At 33.3% G+C, this 14,130-nt stretch carries 19 protein-coding genes; 5 read left to right on the top strand and 14 right to left on the bottom strand.

Annotated elements, in window-relative coordinates; translation table 11 throughout:
- From ABS911_RS11300 to ABS911_RS11320, 5 genes are all read right to left on the bottom strand, one after another.
- Positions 1 to 644 (bottom strand): carbon starvation CstA family protein (locus ABS911_RS11300; protein ID WP_350467677.1); only part of this gene is annotated, 644 nt, incomplete at its 3' end.
- Positions 645 to 814: 170 nt separating this feature from the next.
- A complete protein-coding gene (locus ABS911_RS11305; protein ID WP_007721936.1) occupies positions 815 to 1,543 on the bottom strand; it encodes a LytTR family transcriptional regulator DNA-binding domain-containing protein in 729 nt (242 codons plus the stop codon).
- 2 nt (positions 1,544 to 1,545) lie between these two features.
- Positions 1,546 to 3,294: a sensor histidine kinase gene (locus tag ABS911_RS11310; RefSeq protein ID WP_007721938.1), complete on the bottom strand. Its 1,749-nt coding sequence runs from the start codon at positions 3,292 to 3,294 to the stop codon at positions 1,546 to 1,548.
- 122 nt (positions 3,295 to 3,416) lie between these two features.
- On the bottom strand, positions 3,417 to 3,632 hold the full coding sequence (locus ABS911_RS11315; protein WP_251165768.1) for a helix-turn-helix domain-containing protein: 216 nt from the start codon (positions 3,630 to 3,632) through the stop codon (positions 3,417 to 3,419).
- 15 nt (positions 3,633 to 3,647) lie between these two features.
- Entirely contained in the window at positions 3,648 to 4,124 is a 477-nt protein-coding gene (locus ABS911_RS11320; RefSeq protein WP_029276689.1) for a DUF2975 domain-containing protein, read from the bottom strand.
- A 252-nt stretch (positions 4,125 to 4,376) separates the two neighbouring features.
- Between ABS911_RS11320 and ABS911_RS11325 the strand changes: the two genes are divergently transcribed.
- Together ABS911_RS11325 and ABS911_RS11330 are read left to right on the top strand one after the other, a co-directional pair.
- On the top strand, positions 4,377 to 4,748 hold the full coding sequence (locus tag ABS911_RS11325; protein ID WP_034537664.1) for an iron chaperone: 372 nt from the start codon (positions 4,377 to 4,379) through the stop codon (positions 4,746 to 4,748).
- A gap of 470 nt (positions 4,749 to 5,218) precedes the next feature.
- On the top strand, positions 5,219 to 5,770 hold the full coding sequence (locus tag ABS911_RS11330; protein WP_341047250.1) for a GNAT family N-acetyltransferase: 552 nt from the start codon (positions 5,219 to 5,221) through the stop codon (positions 5,768 to 5,770).
- Positions 5,771 to 6,218: 448 nt separating this feature from the next.
- On the opposite strand, the gene ABS911_RS11335 is transcribed toward ABS911_RS11330, so the two are convergent.
- The 5 genes from ABS911_RS11335 to ABS911_RS11355 all read right to left on the bottom strand — a co-directional run bounded on the left by ABS911_RS11335 (position 6,219) and on the right by ABS911_RS11355 (position 8,464).
- The gene (locus ABS911_RS11335) at positions 6,219 to 6,389 is read right to left on the bottom strand and encodes a hypothetical protein (RefSeq protein ID WP_156098858.1); all 171 of its coding nucleotides are present in this window, start codon (positions 6,387 to 6,389) and stop codon (positions 6,219 to 6,221) included.
- A gap of 187 nt (positions 6,390 to 6,576) precedes the next feature.
- Positions 6,577 to 7,056: a GNAT family N-acetyltransferase gene (locus ABS911_RS11340; protein ID WP_051932700.1), complete on the bottom strand. Its 480-nt coding sequence runs from the start codon at positions 7,054 to 7,056 to the stop codon at positions 6,577 to 6,579.
- Between the two features lie 132 nt (positions 7,057 to 7,188).
- The gene (locus tag ABS911_RS11345) at positions 7,189 to 7,407 is read right to left on the bottom strand and encodes a hypothetical protein (RefSeq protein ID WP_034537671.1); all 219 of its coding nucleotides are present in this window, start codon (positions 7,405 to 7,407) and stop codon (positions 7,189 to 7,191) included.
- A 34-nt stretch (positions 7,408 to 7,441) separates the two neighbouring features.
- Positions 7,442 to 8,011: a class I SAM-dependent methyltransferase gene (locus ABS911_RS11350; protein WP_350467678.1), complete on the bottom strand. Its 570-nt coding sequence runs from the start codon at positions 8,009 to 8,011 to the stop codon at positions 7,442 to 7,444.
- A gap of 48 nt (positions 8,012 to 8,059) precedes the next feature.
- Positions 8,060 to 8,464 (bottom strand): cytidine deaminase, encoded by a 405-nt coding sequence (locus tag ABS911_RS11355; RefSeq protein ID WP_350467679.1) that lies wholly within the window; start codon positions 8,462 to 8,464, stop codon positions 8,060 to 8,062.
- A gap of 187 nt (positions 8,465 to 8,651) precedes the next feature.
- Between ABS911_RS11355 and ABS911_RS11360 the strand changes: the two genes are divergently transcribed.
- Positions 8,652 to 9,497 (top strand): hypothetical protein, encoded by an 846-nt coding sequence (locus ABS911_RS11360; RefSeq protein ID WP_350467680.1) that lies wholly within the window; start codon positions 8,652 to 8,654, stop codon positions 9,495 to 9,497.
- 91 nt (positions 9,498 to 9,588) lie between these two features.
- On the opposite strand, the gene ABS911_RS11365 is transcribed toward ABS911_RS11360, so the two are convergent.
- Positions 9,589 to 10,473 carry an SDR family oxidoreductase gene (locus tag ABS911_RS11365; protein WP_350467681.1) on the bottom strand — a complete coding sequence of 295 codons (885 nt, stop codon included), beginning with the start codon at positions 10,471 to 10,473 and terminating at the stop codon, positions 9,589 to 9,591.
- 238 nt (positions 10,474 to 10,711) lie between these two features.
- Between ABS911_RS11365 and ABS911_RS11370 the strand changes: the two genes are divergently transcribed.
- Positions 10,712 to 11,590: a coiled-coil domain-containing protein gene (locus ABS911_RS11370; protein WP_350453455.1), complete on the top strand. Its 879-nt coding sequence runs from the start codon at positions 10,712 to 10,714 to the stop codon at positions 11,588 to 11,590.
- Positions 11,591 to 11,783: 193 nt separating this feature from the next.
- On the opposite strand, the gene ABS911_RS11375 is transcribed toward ABS911_RS11370, so the two are convergent.
- Positions 11,784 to 12,398 carry an HAD-IA family hydrolase gene (locus ABS911_RS11375; RefSeq protein ID WP_251165776.1) on the bottom strand — a complete coding sequence of 205 codons (615 nt, stop codon included), beginning with the start codon at positions 12,396 to 12,398 and terminating at the stop codon, positions 11,784 to 11,786.
- A 130-nt stretch (positions 12,399 to 12,528) separates the two neighbouring features.
- Between ABS911_RS11375 and ABS911_RS11380 the strand changes: the two genes are divergently transcribed.
- Positions 12,529 to 12,960: a GNAT family N-acetyltransferase gene (locus ABS911_RS11380; protein WP_034537696.1), complete on the top strand. Its 432-nt coding sequence runs from the start codon at positions 12,529 to 12,531 to the stop codon at positions 12,958 to 12,960.
- Positions 12,961 to 12,986: 26 nt separating this feature from the next.
- Here the strand turns inward: ABS911_RS11380 and ABS911_RS11385 are convergent, their stop codons facing one another.
- Positions 12,987 to 13,445, bottom strand: coding sequence for an NUDIX hydrolase (locus tag ABS911_RS11385; protein ID WP_251165777.1), 459 nt, complete (start codon positions 13,443 to 13,445; stop codon positions 12,987 to 12,989).
- Between the two features lie 268 nt (positions 13,446 to 13,713).
- A partial coding sequence (locus ABS911_RS11390) for a transposase (RefSeq protein ID WP_350467682.1) occupies positions 13,714 to 14,130 on the bottom strand: 417 nt, incomplete at its 5' end.

A 14,130-nucleotide genomic window follows, 5' to 3' on the forward strand; every position in this document is an offset into this window, starting at 1 on the left:
AAGTTCGGAATAGTGTGTCCGCCAAAAATCAAACTCAATCCAATAGCTAGTGTGCTGATAATTAAAATAGCACCAAAATAAGGGTAAACAGCCCCCATTGCTTTATCGATTGGTAAAATGGTGGAAATTAGATAATAGACAAAAATCAATCCAATAATTACCCCTAATGTTAACCAATCAGGTGTAATGCTTTCAATCAAGTTAGCTGGTGAAGTAACGAAAACAGTACCAACTAACATCAAAAGTAGCATAGAAAAAATATTCACCACATGTTTTACTGGTTTTCCTAAGTATTTACTAGCTAATTCTGGCAAATGGGCGCCATCATTTCGTAAAGAAATCATACCCAGCATATAGTCATGTACTGCCCCTCCTAGAATACAACCCACGATAATCCAAATATAAGCCACTGGTCCATAAAGCGCTCCCATTATTGGACCAAAAATAGGTCCTGTTCCTGCAATATTTAATAATTGAATAATAGCATTTTTCGATTTAGACATCGGAATAAAATCATATCCGTCCCTTAACGCTTCTGCAGGTGTTGTACGATCCGGATCAATCCCAAAATTCTTTTCAATATACTTTCCATAAACAAAATAACCTAAAATTAATAACGCGATACCACCCAACAATGTAATCATGCTTTCCTGCCTCCCTTATAGTATTAAGCAAAAAATTGTCGTTGCCAATTTTTTTATAGCCCTACTGTACTATAAAAAATGAGGTTTAGGATCCAAATCAAGCTGACATAGCAAAACTGCTAGCTAAAGTGCCCGCCAGCAGTTCTCAAATTCATTTAATCAATGAGCCATTACAATCCTACTTCTTCTTTAAATTGTTTCATATAATGTCTACTTACCGGGATTTTCACTTGATTGCTCATCGTAACGAGAAACGTATGGTTAAACCACGGCTGTATTTCTAGGATTTCTTTCATGTTAAGCAAATAAGAGCGGTGTACTCGCAAAAAAGCATGCCCTTTCACTTTTTCTTCATAGGCGTTTAAAGGTTCAGTCGCAGTGTATTCTTTCTCATCAGTATAGATAGTTGTAATGCCGTTTTCCACAGCGATAGCAATAATGTCTTCGATTTTAACAATGTAGATACGCTCGTCCATTTGAATAGGGATCGTCTTTAAGTATTCTTGTTTGTCCTCCGCTTGCAATTGTACCCGTTCTTTTTGATATCTAGTGTACGCTTTTTGGACAGCATCTTGAATTCGAGGCAATTCAAACGGTTTTAAAACGTAATCCGTTGCATTTAATTCAAATGCTTTTATGGCATATTCATCATAAGCGGTCGCAAAAATAATCATTGGCGGATTCTTTAACTGGTTGATTTTATTCGCTAACGTCAGTCCGCTTTCACTGGTCAAATGAATATCTAAGAAAATCAAATCTATTTCATGCTGCAGCATTTTTTCCAAAGCTTCTTCAATAGATTCGGCTTCAACGATAGCTGTAATTCCTTCACAACGTTCCAATAAATACGCCAGTTCATTTCTAGCTAATGGTTCATCATCCACTATTAAGGTATACATTTTTATCCCTCCATTCCTTGGTAAGGTATCTTGCAAAAAACAACGGTTCCTTGTTCTGAAGATTTAAAGTTCAATTGAGCTTTATCCCCAAATAAACTGATCAGGCGCTTATTTAAATTTTCTAAAGCTGATCCGGTTCCTTTTTCAGAAGTAACACTTTCTTTGCCTAATTTTCCAAGCCTATCCTCTTCTATCCCATAACCATTGTCTTGTACACTTACGAGAATGTCCTGATCCATCTTATTGACCGTTACTTGGACTAGATTATCCACTTTCCGGTTTTTAAATGCATGTTTAAAGGCATTTTCTACCAATATTTGAATCACAAATGGAGGCAATAAAATATTCTTCAACCCATTTTCTATGTTCATTTCGACCTGATAGCGATCTGGAAAGCGCGCTTGTTCCAACTTCATATAAGCTTCTACTTGAAGCAGTTCTTTTTCTAAAGGAATCACATTCGTTCTGGCACCTTGCAGATTAGATCGGAAAAAGGTACTCAACTGCAGCAACATTTCGCGAGCTTTCTCACTATCCACTCGAATCAATGCAGAAATGGTATTGATGGTATTAAAGAAGAAATGTGGGTTTACTTGAGCTTGCAACGATTTGATTTCTGCATCTTGCAATAGTTGACTTTGCAATTCCATTTCGCCAAGTTCAATTTGACTGGAAAATATAGTAGCCAAGCCTTCCGCTAATTGTCTTTCAACAAAGGTCAACTTTGAGGCGTCAGTGAAATACAACTTTAACGTTCCAATCGTTTTTTCCTTTGACTTTAAAGGAATAACGATTGCAGCTTCTAATGGGCAGCCAGGGTGATCACACCCGATTTCTCCATGAGAATGTGCTTCTTTGATCTCTCCCGTTCGCAAAACTTCTTTAGATAAGTTGGTCACTATTTTTTTTGACGGAAAATGATGATCACTGGCTGCACCAACATGTGCTAAAATGCTATCTTTGTTGGTGATGCTTACAGCTGAAACTTTGATCAGCTTCTGAATGATTTTTGCTGCTTGCGTACAGGATTCTTCATTCATGCCCGAACGAAAATAAGGCATCGTTTCATTGGTCAATTGGAAAACATCATGGGTTTGGACGGCTCTTGTCTGTTCTTCCTGCCGCAATGTTGAGTCAATGATCGACAAGAAAATCCCTGTTCCAATACTGTTCGTCAAAATCATGGGCAACCCAATAAATTTGACTAAATTTACAGCTTCTTGGAAGTTTGTACTTAATAAAATAATACACACCATTTGGACAGCTTCCATTGCTGCACCAAAGACGAGTCCCTCTCCAACTTTTGGATAAGTATTTTCCCGAATAGACTTCAACCCATATAACCCGGAAAATAATCCAACTAATATAGATGAAATCACGTAAATATAAGCGTCCATTCCGCCTTGAAGATAGCGGATAGCTCCCGAAATGATTCCTACACTCACACCTATGATCGGTCCTCCTATCAATCCTGAAACACCAATCGTCAATACACGTGTATTAGCCAGCGAAGAATGGGTGGCTAAGTCAGTAAATGGTTGATCGATCATAATTTGATTTCCGTCAATTTCTATACCGGTAAAATTAGAAATAATAGCAAATATTCCGAATACTACAATCAGCTGAACCATCGTACTTGCTCTTCTTCGATTTCCTAAAAGATTTTTAAAATAAGGAATATTCATTAAAATATATGCCAAAATAATAATCAATCCGCCACGTTCAAGCATTAAAATAAATAAGTTGAACATCTTTTCACTTCCTAAAGTTTGATGTCTTTAGTTTACCTTACAAAAACCCTTTATGCACACAAATAAATAGAGCTCCACCATCAATTGACGCAGAGCTCTGTTTGTTCATTTTTCTATCTATTTTATTGAGCATTATTATTTTTGTATTCTAAAATGTCTCCAGGTTGACAGTCTAATGCTTTGCAAATCGCCTCTAAAGTTGAAAAACGGATCGCTTTTGCCTTTCCATTTTTCAATATCGAAAGATTAGCCATTGTAATTCCAACCTTTTGGGAAAGTTCGGTTACGCTCATTTTTCGTTTAGCCAACATTACATCAATATTGATTATAATTGCCATATTATTCACCTCAGATTAGACTATTAAATCATTTTCCTTTTTTATCTCAATAGCATCTTGCAAAAGTCTTTGAAGAACAGCAGCAAAGACTGCGATAACCAATGATGCAAAAATTGGAACCATTCCGACTAAGACAAGCCCTGGGGCATCATCTATTTGTGCTAAACCAAAAACAAATGGTAGAATTACCACATATAAACCACTGATTATCAATGCACAAAATTTAATCTTTTTTAGCGCTTTAACAGATAGATCAGAGAACGCTTGGTTCTTGTCAATATAGCTTAACAATTTAAATGCCTGATACAGAGCAATGAAAAAAGGGATAGTAGATATATAAATACCAATTATGATGGGATAGAGTACTTGGTCATAATCTGGATTTGCCGGATTACTTATTAACCCAATCAATCCGAATATACACAATGCAATAATCGGAAGACCAATAAAAAGAACGGCTAACTTCAAAAATAATGTTGTTCCTCGTTTCATAAAATAACCTCCTCACTTATTATATATAAATATTAGCTTGTTTTTTATCGAATATCAATAAATACATATCACTTTAAGATAAACTTATATTGTTATCAAAAGATCAGGCACATTAATAATTTGTTCCATAAGGTTATTTGACTAACAAGGTTGTAAAATATATAGTTGAAACAAGAATTACTCAAAAAGTTTATTTACTAATAGGATCGATCACTTTCTCAGAGCGACTAACTTCATTTCAGGAGGGATTACATGGACATCTTTTCAGACTATTTAGCAAACATTGATAATATACAGCAGCGGGAACGAACAGGAGAAGTACTAACTTGGGTAGCAAAGACCTTTCCAAAATTGAAACCAAGAGTTGGATGGAATCAGCCCATGTTTACCGATCACGATACATTTATTATTGGCTTTAGCGTATCCAAAAATCATATGTCTGTGGCGCCTGAAAAAGCAGGAATCCGTCAATTTTCTAATGAAATTGTACAAGCTGGCTATAATCCCACTAAGGAAATTTTCCGTATCCAGTGGAACAGCCCGATAGATTTCTCATTACTTGAAAAAATAATCGAATTTAACATTTTAGATAAAGCAGATTGTTCAACTTTTTGGCGAAAATAAGGAGTTCTCAATATGAAAAATAATCGATTACAAGTAATTGGTACTATTCTTTTAGATAGTAGTTTTCTGTTATATTTTATTGTTTTTTCACACGATTTAACCCTATCTATACCTGATATTAAAGAATGGATCACGATAATACTGGTACTGATTTTTTCAGTCTATACAACGTTTGACACATTCAAAAAAATTATTCTAAAGTAATGCTTAGGAGAAGGAATATGAGAACTAGAAAACAACTTATATTTACGCTATTACTAGTTTTTCTGGCAGTTATTCTAAGTACTATCTTTAGATTTTCACCTGCAATAGATAATCTATTCTTACTATTTTTTGTTTTATTAGGATACTGGTTTTCTTATGTTAATTACAAAAAAAAGAACAACTGATGTATACTAAACAGCATCACACTGCTTTTAACTATTTTGATTTTTTAAACAGAAATTTTATTTAGTAAAGGAGAATTTTATATGAAACATTATTTTCATTTGCCAATAGATTCAAAATTATCCCTTGTACAACCTACTGTAGACATGGCATCCACGCTTTTTGATTTAGTGGATAGTGATAGAGAACACATCAGACAATTCCTTGACTTTGTGGACGTAACTAAGGAACCAACTGATGAAATCAAGTACATAAACATGAAATTATCAGGTCAAGTAAAAGGAACGGATAGACTATTTTTAATTTCCTATGAAGATAAATTAGTTGGTTCTATTGATTTACATTTTATTGATTCTCGCAATAAAAAGGCAGAAATAGGCTATTGGATCCATTCTTCTCAAGCAAAAAAAGGAATAACAACTAAATCTGTAAAAAAAGTATGCCAAATAGCTTTCGAAGAAATGGGATTAAATAAACTAACTATTGTTGCTGATACTGAAAATATAGGCAGTAACGCAGTGGCGATAAAAAGCGGATTTTCTTTAGTTGGAACAGATAAAGAAGATATCATTATGTATGGTGATTTACGCGATATGAACAAATATTCCCTTTTGAAATCTGAATTTAAGCTCTAAAAATCCAAGTAGTTCAAGAGGGTATTAGTAGTTTATTTATTTATTATTTTTGTCGGTATCTGTTTAATTGTTTCAATGATTTAAATCTACTAACCTTTGAAAGAGCGGAGTATTCAAATGAATAAACTAAAAGAAATACTATTCATTATATTAATATTCTTTATTTTTTATTCCATGTTATGTACATTAATAGCTTTAATAGTTGCAACATATAAAACAGTTAGATATAAACTATCGTTCAAAGAGTCGTACAGAGACACTTTTTTGTACTTTTTCTTTGAAATGTTTGATCCGTTCAATTATTTTTAAAAGTATTAGTTAAGTTATAACGGTCTTTTCTATGACCTATCCTATTTAGCATGAAAAAACACTTATTTTATTTTAACATTAAGTGTTTTTCTCCCATTCTATATGTAACATCCTAGTCAATTATTTTTAATTAGGATGTTTATTCATTTTGTTTTTTTAGCTCTTCACTAATCTCACTTAAATACTTATTTTGCTCTTTAGTTAATTTCATGAATTTCAATACTGCATAAACAACGAATATCAAAACTACCGGCCAAAATAAAATAATTAACACACTATAAAGTTGAAAAAGAACATCTGAAAAAACCATAAAATTCCTCCATATTAGACAAATAAAAATTATCTACTTATTTATATTATAGAAAATTATAATATTCATTAAACATTACATTCGTTGTTTTTATTATACTTTAAATAAAACAAATAATCGTCAATTTTTTTGTTATGTATTTATGGATAACCTATATAAATTGCACAAGATTTCTTTTCTAATTTATTTAACTTATTAATTTTGAAAGACAAAATTCATCTTTGTATTCTCCATTAATAAAAAGTGAATCTTTCTTTCGCCCATCAATTTCGAAGCCCATTTTTTGATAAAGATTTAAAGCGGCTTCATTTGTCGTTAAAACAGTTAACTCTAATCGATGAATCTGTTGCTGTTTAGCTAACTCAAAAAGAGCATGGAAAAGCGCAGCACCTATACCTCGGCCACGGACTTCACTATGAATGCCAATTGCAATATAAGCTTTATGAGCCACTCTTTTAGGATTATCTTTCTTTACCATCATGTATCCTAATAAACGTTGGTCTTCTACAGCAACTAATACGTTTACTCTTGAAATCATTTGGATTGCATGCTCAATGGATAAAGTACGTTCTCCTGGGTCAAATAGCATATTTCCAGATTCTTCTACATTCTCTATGACCTTTATAAGTTGTGCAACATCTTCTATACCGGCTTTTCTAATTTTCATAGACAGCTCCTTAATACTTAATTTTGTTTAGTATACTACTACATCGTACACTGAAGACAGTTCAAAAGTGTTTTCGCTACAAAGTCTATTCTACTATCATCTAATGAATCAAAATGCTGCATGAACAAAAAATCATTTTTCCATCTTAGCAATTTTAAATACCATATATGTGCTCAAATAAGCTAATATCATTTCACATATGAATATAAACAAATAAATAAATACTGCGCCTCTCATTTCATCAGGATTAGGTATTAGATTTCCAAAAAAGAAACCAACTAGATTATTAATAATATATAGAAAAATAATCATTAAAATGATTTTGGTAATTGAAATTATCACTGTTTTCATAATTTTATCTCCTTGAATTTATACTTAAGTAAACTCACGTATTAAGATTTGAACTTTTTTGTATATCTATAATTAAGGAAGGAAATTTCAGCTCAGTGCCTTCATTACGTGGATCAAATTTTTTTGACCGAAAAATCACTCCCTGTTCACCACTCCATTCATTTTGATGAAATTCCCCATTTTCATCAAAATGTTCTAGTAAGTTCACTTGGAACCCACTGGACTCAAATAAAGCTGTAAGTGAACGATAATTATATACAATTTTATGACTCGCAGCCGGATGATTCGGGTCTCCTGGTCCTCCAATTTTAATTATATTTTGATAATCCTTATCTAAAAAATACCCATCTGGTACAGCACATCGAATGTAACCACCTGCTTTTAAATATAAGAAGCAAATTTTTGCTGCCTTTAGTCCTTCTTCCCATGTAAGATGTTCCCAAACATGTTCTGCTAAAATTGCGTCTATAGATTCTCTTTTAAAATTTTTTTCCCACGTAAGTTGATCTAATAAATCAAGTTCCTCTTTTTGAGATTTGATCCATTCTGGATTGTTATCGTATTCTCCAACACCAATTACTACACGCAGCAAATTCCCTTCCATTATTGCACCTCTTCCTCGTTCTACTTTTATTCCTGTACCCAATTATATTTATCTACCACTGTACGCGTTTAACCAATGATAAGGCTGCAATTCTTCTAACCTTTTAAATATTAAGTCATTATTTTTTGTAGTAACTGCAGCTTTTACTTCTGATCCCCAATACACTAAGCGCTCTTGGCATGTTCCGCATGGTGTTAAAATTTTAAAAGGAGCCTTTTCATCATCTCTAACGATGCATATACTATGCGTTACGGGGACATTTAATTTATGTGCTTCTAGTATCGAACCTGTTTCCATACATAATTCTGTTGAGGCGTTAAGAACGTCTGGAGATACACTAGTTAAGATTTGATTGTCTTTTGTATACATAGCAGCCGCACCTCCCCAACCTATTGGATATCTTTCTTCTATTAATTGAACCGCTGCTTCATATAAATCTTTTTCTATATTCATTATTTTTCTCCCTAAGGTTTTTCTCCCTAAGGTTATATTTATTAGTTTATTTATAACATACGGTATCTATATAATCATATAATTTGTTGAAATTACCCGTTGGATTTGTCGTATTTATAAGTCTATTTAGTTTACCTCAAAAAAAGAAAGCGTTATCCTTAATATAACCTATTAAGGAGGCCTTTTTATGAAAAAAAAGAAAATTCCCCAATTTTTAATAATGGGGCTATGTGGTGCAGTATTGGTAGGATGTTCAAATAATGGAGATACAGGCGACACGTCATCATCTGACAATGAGTCAGAAGAAACGCAAACCATGGACACAACTAGCAATGAAAGCAGTTCAGCTGCTTCTGAAACAAGTAGTAGTTCAAGTAGCGAAGAAGCAACCAGCTCTTCTTCTGTTAATGAAGAAAGCCAAGAAAAGCCTTCACACCAACCCATTGGAGTATCTTCTGAATTGAAAATGAATCCTGATCATGTCTTATTGCCAACAGCTTTTCCAACCACTGAATCCTCTTCAGTTACAGCCGATATAATAACAAATGAAGTAGATAACTATACCGTTAGTTATACGGATGACCAAGGAGAATTAGCTGAAGTTACTGGAACAATTTATGAAAATTCCGATTTGGCAAGTGAAGAAATGGATACATTCTCAAATGGCAAATCCATAAGCCCCTATGAGGAAGGCGGTTCAGATTTGGGCTATGGTATTACCGGCTATGGCGAGGGCGCTGCTGGGACTCAATACTTTAGCTGGGAAGAAGGAAACTGGCTGTTTTCTATCAGTTCTGTTAGTGAAGATCAAATGGATAATCCTGGAATTGCAAAAAAAATAGTAGATTATTTAGAAGATCATTATCTTCCAGCTCCTGATGGTCAAGGTGTCGTTTATATACAATACCCACAAGGCGGAGAAGAAGTTAATGTAGATATTCGTTGGCAAGACAGCAACATAGTTTACCAACTGAGAACTACTAGAGTTCCATTAGAAGCCTTAGAAATGACCGTTTCAATGAATCTATCATAAAGTTTAAACCTTTATCTTTATCAAAAACAAACTCGTCTAAATTTGGAAAAATAAAAAAAGAATTGCCTCACAGAGACAATTCTTTTTTTTCTTATAGTTTATCTTTTATTTTATTCACGATGCCTTTTGTAGGAGTTGTAGCTGGTTCAATATCAATCGATTTTTGAACCATTTCATGTCTTTCTCCAAGATTTTCATCGGTCTTTTTATCCCACAGTTCTTTTTGTCTCTTTTTAATCATTGATTCCATTGCTTTAGGAATAACATTACGATAGTCGTTCGTTGCGCCAGTCATTACTTCAATAGCCTCTTTGATGAGCTCTTCAGGATCAAATTGTTCATAAGGGAATGCCAACTGTGTATAGTCGAAAATGCGTTCTTCTGGATTATCTCTCCAAGTTCTCCAAGCTTCAAACTCGCGGTCATTGAAGCCCGTCAAGTAAGGTCCGGGATTAATGGTTGACACTTGTACATTGAATTCCTGAAGTTCTTTACTTAAAGACTCGGCAAATGCTTCCAATGTAAATTTTGATCCGCCATAAGGTCCTGATAAAGGATCTGCCGTCAGACCAGAAACAGAAGACATAAACACGATTTTCCCTCTTTGTTTCTTAATCATTGCTTTGGCTATCTTCTGAGTCAATAAGATTGGTCCGAATACATTTACTTCAAATTGATTACGCAATCGTTCTTCTGGTATATCTACTAAAGATCCACCTTCTGAAATTCCGGCGTTATTCAATAATACATCAACATCCCATGTCCATGCTCTTTCTCTATCTGCTGGATCAGTTACGTCCAATTTCTCAACTTGTATCTCAATTTCTTTTTCTTTTGCTTCTTTTACAAGAGCAGACACTTCTGACATTGTTTCGACCCCTGCGATAACTTTTTTTCCTTGTTCCGCCAAGCCTAAAGCAATACCTTTTCCAAATCCTGTTCCTGCACCTGTAATCAAATACGTTTCTTGTACCATATACTATTCCTCCTAAAAGATTTAATAGATTGGTTAACTTATAAGAAGTATAACGGTTCACAGAAATCATTTTCCACTAATATGCGTTGATTCTCACAATTCTACTTTCCAAAAAGTTTAAATTAAAGATAATAAAACTCATTTTTGACTATTGAGGTTCTTCGTTTTTTAAGACATAATAGATTTAATGAATACCTGATTAGTTCAAAGAAATTATACATAGAGAGTGGGTTCAATAATGGGAGAATACGAAGATTTACAAGCAAAATTAAAGACTCTGTTAAAAAAAGAAACCTCTGCCAAAATAAGATACGAAGAAAATAATGAACGCTACGAACTAGCAAAGGAAACTTTTGATAAAGAAAGTGAAGATGTCGAAAAGTTACAAGCGGAATCCTTGTCCACTTTTTTAAAACGTATGGTTGGAAATTATGATAAAAAATTAGACAAAGAAATGCAGGAACAGCTTACTGCTAAAATGGAATTAGATTTATCTTTAGCTTTATTGCTTGAAGCTAGAGAAGATTTAGCCGCTATTCAATCAGCTGTTGAGCAAAATACCGCTCAAATCAAACAATTAAAAGACATTTTATACCGTCAAGATACTCATTTCCGTGAAAAAATTACTGACGAAGAAATAAAACGGGCTCAGTTAAAACAAGAATTAATTGAATTAGATGAAGCATCTGCTGCTGGAGAAAAAGTATTGGAAGGAATTGATGATGCTCTAGAGGATTTAGATTCCGCTGATTCTTTTTCAACCTGGGATATGTTTACAGACAGCAGCCTTATATTTGATATGATGAAATACGATAAAATTAATAAAGCTGAAGCAAAAATGAGCCGATTAGAACAACTATTAGAAAATTATACCAAAGAACTAAAAGACCTTTCTTTAGATACTTATCTTAGCTACGAAAAATTTAGCGGCATGGGTAAGACTTTCGATATTTTCTTTGATAATCTCTTTTCAGATTGGGATACAAAAGCAAAAATTGGCCGCAATATTGATATGCTTGAAACGCTCGGCAAATCAATCGTCGACTTACAAGGCAAACTTGAACTAAACAGACAAGAGCTCGAAAAACAAATCAAAGAATCAGAAACTTTGTTTTAAAATAAAGCAACAGGCTAACTAAAAAACGTATTTACTTTTAGATTATTTTCTAACAAGTAAATACGTTTTTTAATTTTATCCATCTAGTAAAATATTGTGTTCTTACCTACTATATAAATAATATTTTTCATCCTTATCGTTCTCAAAAAGAGTTTGCGTGCCATATGGTTAGTTTTTATCAAACGGATACGCTTTACAAAATAGCATACAATTGTTTAAAGTTATCAATTATATAATCAGAATTATCATTTTCTTCACTATTTTCGTTAAAGTAACAAGCACTGATTCCTGCATTTTTTGCAGCTAATAGATCTAACTCTCGATCCCCAATCATAATTGCTTCATCACGATGGATGGAGTGCTTATCTATCAGGTAATTAAGTGCATCTGGGATTGGTTTTCTTTCAAAACCATGCTCTAATGTAATGAAGTCAGAGAAATAATCATACAAACCATGGCTCCTCAACAATGTTACCGATGATTCTCCTCTATGAGTATACAAATAATTTTTTCTATTAGTTGAATGGATATAGTTGCAAATATCTTCAATTTCAGCGAACGGTTTGGCTAATGTAAGTTCTTTAATTTTTCGTTGGATTTGGTATTCATTTATAAAATCACTACTTATATTATATTTCTTTTTATAGTAATTTAAAGTAAAAGCCATAGATACTTGCATTTTTTTTACTATTTCATCTATTGGTTCTTCTATACTTTCTTTTTCCAGTAAGTCTTTAAAAATTTTTGCCATTACTGGGTAAGTATCAAAAAGTGTTCCATCAAAATCCCAAATCACATGTTTAAACATACTTAAATTCACTCCAAATCAATAGTTGTTTTTTTATAAAGTTATCTTTAAAAAAATATATTTAGAATACTCATAGTGATTACACTATGATAAAATGCAGTTAATTATTATTTATGAAAAGAGGATGCTTATGATTCGAGACATGAAGATGACGGATGCTGAAGCCATCAGATTAATAAATGCAACATCTCTAGGATATGATATCTCTATAGAAATTACTAAAAAACAAATGGTAAAATTATTAGCTGATGTTAATCACCACTTCTTTTTCGTTGCTGAAGAGAACGGTCTAGTTGCAGGATATGTTCATGCAGAATTATATGAATCACTGTATTCTGAACCCATGTTGAATGTATTGGCTCTAGCAGTTGATCAAAAGCATCAAAAAAAAGGCCTTGGAAAACAATTAATGCAGAAAATTGAATTCGTAGCCAGTGAACTTGGTCTAATTGGTGTACGATTAAATTCTGGAGAAACTAGGTTAGGAGCTCATAAATTTTATGAGTCTATTGGCTATACTAGTGATAAGTTTCAAAAGAGATTTCTAAAAATCATTTCTTGATTACAACCCAAAATCGTGTCCGTGAACTACCGATAAAATCCTATCTCCCCTGAAAAATAATCTCTTATTGCATCTTCATGCTGTTGATTAGCAATTTCTGGCAAGTTATCTCTAGAAAAGAATCGTAAATCTAACGTTTCAGCATTGTGGATAGATATGCTGCCTTCAATAGTTTCAAAAATAAACATGGTTGTAATTGTTTGGGCTTTATCTCCATTTGGATAAGTATCAAAGTAATTAGAATAAATACCTAATAGCGCTGTAATTTTGACTTGTACTCCCGTTTCTTCTAAAACTTCTCTAATTGCAGCGCGTTCAACAGACTCCCCTTTCTCAATAGCTCCTCCCGGTAAACCCCACAATTTTTTGTCACTTCGTAACTGCAATAAAATTTCATTATTTTGATTGGTCAAGATTCCACCTGAAAAATTCAAGATAATTTCTTGATTGCCAACATAACTTCTGATCCAACGTATATAGTCCATCTAGCACTTCCTTATATTATCTATTTATTAACCAGTTCCGATTTCTCCAAATTAATAGGTGTGATTTCATTATTTTTAAATACATCAATGGACTCCATTTTTATAAAATTCTGATGTTCAAACGTAATTTTCACGATCCAAGGCATCAATGCTTTTATTTTTGAAAAGCCTTCGAATCCAAAATGAGGATTAAAATGATTAATAATGGAGTCAAGTCCATAAAATTGTGTAAAATACAGTACACTGTTTTAAAGCTTTAACCTATAGGTTAGAATTGAATATATTTTCTGGTAGAGCTTAGCCAGTCTTCGTGACGGTCAATAAGAACTGCACCGATTAAACGATTGGCAGAGGCGTGATTCGGAAAGATTCGGATAACTTTTTCTCTGCGTCTGACTTCTTCATTTAACCGTTCAAGAAGATTCGTGCTTTTTAATCTAGATTGACCTTTACCGACAACGGCGTATTGAAAGGCATCTTCGAATCCTTCATCTAGTTTTTCACAGGCTTTATGGTATTTTGATTGTTCGCTATAGGCACTTACTATAGTATTTTTAGCCTTGCGAGCCGTTTCAATATCCGTAAATTTGAAGAGTGCTTTGACTTCTTCTCTGAAGGGTTTTGAATCTTTCTTAGGGATACAATTGAGGATATCACGCATAAAGTGAACCTGGCATCGTTGCCA

This window comes from Carnobacterium sp., from assembly GCF_040274425.1.